Source organism: Neptunicoccus sediminis (assembly GCF_001719615.1).
Classification (GTDB): Bacteria; Pseudomonadota; Alphaproteobacteria; order Rhodobacterales; family Rhodobacteraceae; genus Amylibacter; species Amylibacter sediminis.
In genome coordinates, this window is sequence record NZ_MDVX01000069.1 from 1 (window position 1) to 3,455 (window position 3,455).

The 3,455-nt window shown below is 51.5% G+C and carries 2 rRNA genes; both read left to right on the plus strand.

Annotation, left to right across the window (positions count from 1 at the left end):
* Window positions 1–393 precede the first annotated feature (393 nt).
* Window positions 394–3,223, plus strand: a 23S ribosomal RNA gene (locus BFV97_RS18300).
* Window positions 3,224–3,306: 83 nt separating this feature from the next.
* Window positions 3,307–3,421 (plus strand): 5S ribosomal RNA (gene rrf / locus BFV97_RS18305).
* Window positions 3,422–3,455: the final 34 nt, after the last annotated feature.

Here is a 3,455-nt window from a genome sequence, read left to right on the forward strand (position 1 = left end):
AAATACACGAGACGTAAGTTTTGCGTATTTGCCAGGTTCGCCTGGTAAGCAACACATCCCGCAAGGGGTAATCGCAATTCTGTAGCCCGACCAAGGCTCTTAGGCGCGTGTTGTCAACGAAGGCCCTCCAGTGCGTGTGGGATAAGTTGATACCGTTAAAATTTACAGTCTTTCCAAGTCAAAATACACTAACCAGGTCATGATTGAATGTATTCAATCTGGCCAGATGATTTTAACCGATCATCAAGTCACCAACGCAAGTTGGTAACTGGGAATGTGCGTCACACAGCAATGTGTGACATGAGTTCAATGAGTTGAGCCTGAGCAATCAGACTTAACTAATCTCAAAATGACGACTTCTGTTCCGGAGAAAGTCTTACTTTTTCTGGATCAGATCAAGCGCGAGAAGGGCGTTTGGTGGATGCCTTGGCAGTAAGAGGCGATGAAGGACGTGATACTCTGCGATAAGCCATGGGGAGCTGAGAATAAGCTTTGATCCATGGATCTCCGAATGGGGCAACCCACTTGATACTTTGTTATTGTTATCTTCGGATAGTCAATAATAAGGTAAACCAAGTATTTTTAACCTGAATATATAGGGTTAAAAAGGCAAACCCGGGGAACTGAAACATCTAAGTACCCGGAGGAAAGGAAATCAACAGATACTCCCCTAGTAGCGGCGAGCGAACGGGGACCAGCCGAGCTGTGAATGTGACTAGAATCCGTTGGAAAGCGGAGCGATATGGGTGACAGCCCCGTATAGGAAGCATGATCAGACGTATTAAGTAGGGCGGAACACGTGAAATTCTGTCTGAACATCGGAGGACCACCTTCGAAGGCTAAGTACTCCTTACTGACCGATAGCGAACCAGTACCGTGAGGGAAAGGTGAAAAGCACCCCGACGAGGGGAGTGAAACAGTTTCTGAAACCGGACGCCTACAAACAGTCGGAGGGACTTTATGTCCTGACGGCGTACCTTTTGTATAATGGGTCAACGACTTGGTCTTACTAGCAAGCTTAAGCCGATAGGTGTAGGCGCAGCGAAAGCGAGTCTTAATAGGGCGCATGAGTTAGTAGGATCAGACCCGAAACCGAGTGATCTAGGCATGTCCAGGATGAAGGTAAGGTAACACTTACTGGAGGTCCGAACCCACACCTGTTGAAAAAGGTCGGGATGAGGTGTGCCTAGGGGTGAAAGGCCAATCAAACTCGGAGATAGCTGGTTCTCCGCGAAATCTATTTAGGTAGAGCGTCGTCTGAATACCCCGGGGGGTAGAGCACTGGATGGGTAATGGGGCCCCACAGGCTTACTGATCCTAACCAAACTCCGAATACCCGGGAGTACTAGACGGCAGACACACTGCGGGTGCTAACGCCCGTAGTGGAGAGGGAAACAACCCTGACCTCCAGCTAAGGCCCCTAATTCATGGCTAAGTGGGAAAGCAGGTGGGACGACCAAAACAACCAGGAAGTTGGCTTAGAAGCAGCCATCTTTTAAAGATAGCGTAACAGCTCACTGGTCTAATTAAGTTATCCTGCGGCGAAGATGTACCGGGGCTCAAGCCATGAGCCGAAGCTGAGGATGCACGTAAGTGCGTGGTAGCGGAGCGTTCTGTGATATAGAACGCTGCTTCTTTAGTGCAGTAATGCATTACGGAAGCAATGTTCTGACTGTGAAGCCGGCCTGTAAGGGATCCGGTGGAGTGATCAGAAGTGAGAATGTTGACATGAGTAGCGATAAAGAGTGTGAGAGACACTCTCGCCGAAAGTCCAAGGGTTCCTGCTTAAAGCTAATCTGAGCAGGGTAAGCCGACCCCTAAGGCGAGGCCGAAAGGCGTAGTCGATGGGAAACCGTTTAATATTACGGTGCCAGGAAGATGTGACGGATCACAAAGATTGTTCGCCCTTATTGGATTGGGCGGGCCGTTCAGTGGTCCCTGGAAATAGCCTTCCATTAGATCGTACCCTAAACCAACACAGGTGGACTGGTAGAGAATACCAAGGCGCTTGAGAGAACTGCATTGAAGGAACTCGGCAAAATGCCTCCGTAAGTTCGCGAGAAGGAGGCCCGGTCAGTAGGCAACTATTGGCTGGGGGCACAGACCAGGGGGTGGCGACTGTTTACTAAAAACACAGGGCTCTGCGAAGTCGCAAGACGACGTATAGGGTCTGACGCCTGCCCGGTGCCGGAAGGTTAAAGGGAGGAGTGCAAGCTCCGAACTGAAGCCCCGGTAAACGGCGGCCGTAACTATAACGGTCCTAAGGTAGCGAAATTCCTTGTCGGGTAAGTTCCGACCTGCACGAATGGCGTAACGACTTCCCCGCTGTCTCCAATGCAGACTCAGCGAAATTGAATTGCCTGTTAAGATGCAGGCTTCCCGCGGTTAGACGGAAAGACCCCGTGCACCTTTACTACAGCTTCACACTGGCAATAGGTCAGACGTGTGCAGGATAGGTGGTAGGCTTTGAAACTCGGACGCCAGTTCGGGCGGAGCCTCCCTTGAGATACCACCCCTGTCTGTCTTATTGTCTAACCGCGGACCGTTATCCGGTTCCGGGACCCTGTGTGGCGGGTAGTTTGACTGGGGCGGTCGCCTCCTAAAGAGTAACGGAGGCGCGCGATGGTGGGCTCAGACCGGTCGGAAATCGGTCGTCGAGTGCAATGGCATAAGCCCGCCTGACTGCGAGACTGACAAGTCGAGCAGAGACGAAAGTCGGTCATAGTGATCCGGTGGTCCCGAGTGGAAGGGCCATCGCTCAACGGATAAAAGGTACGCCGGGGATAACAGGCTGATACTGCCCAAGAGTCCATATCGACGGCAGTGTTTGGCACCTCGATGTCGGCTCATCTCATCCTGGGGCTGGAGCAGGTCCCAAGGGTACGGCTGTTCGCCGTTTAAAGAGGTACGTGAGCTGGGTTTAGAACGTCGTGAGACAGTTCGGTCCCTATCTGCCGTGGGTGTAGGAGACTTGATGGGAGTTGCCCCTAGTACGAGAGGACCGGGGTGAACGATCCACTGGTGGATCTGTTGTGGCGCCAGCCGCAGTGCAGAGTAGCTATGATCGGACAGGATAACCGCTGAAGGCATCTAAGCGGGAAGCCCCCCCAGAAACAAGGTCTCCCTTGAGGGCCGTGGAAGACCACCACGTCGATAGGTCGGAGATGTAAGTGCAGTAATGCATTCAGTTGACCGATACTAATTGCCCGATAGGCTTGATTTGATCCAGTAATAGCAAGACTACTGGACAGAAGTTACGGTAAGACAATCCTCAACAGAGGGTCTCGTGTGTTAATACTTTCTCGGTTTGGTGGTCATAGCACAAGTGAAACACCCGATCCCATCCCGAACTCGGCCGTTAAGCACTGTCGCGCTGATGGTACTGCGTCTTAAGACGTGGGAGAGTAAGTCACTGCCAAACCTAGTAAGTATTAACAAAAAGCTCCCTAAACGAT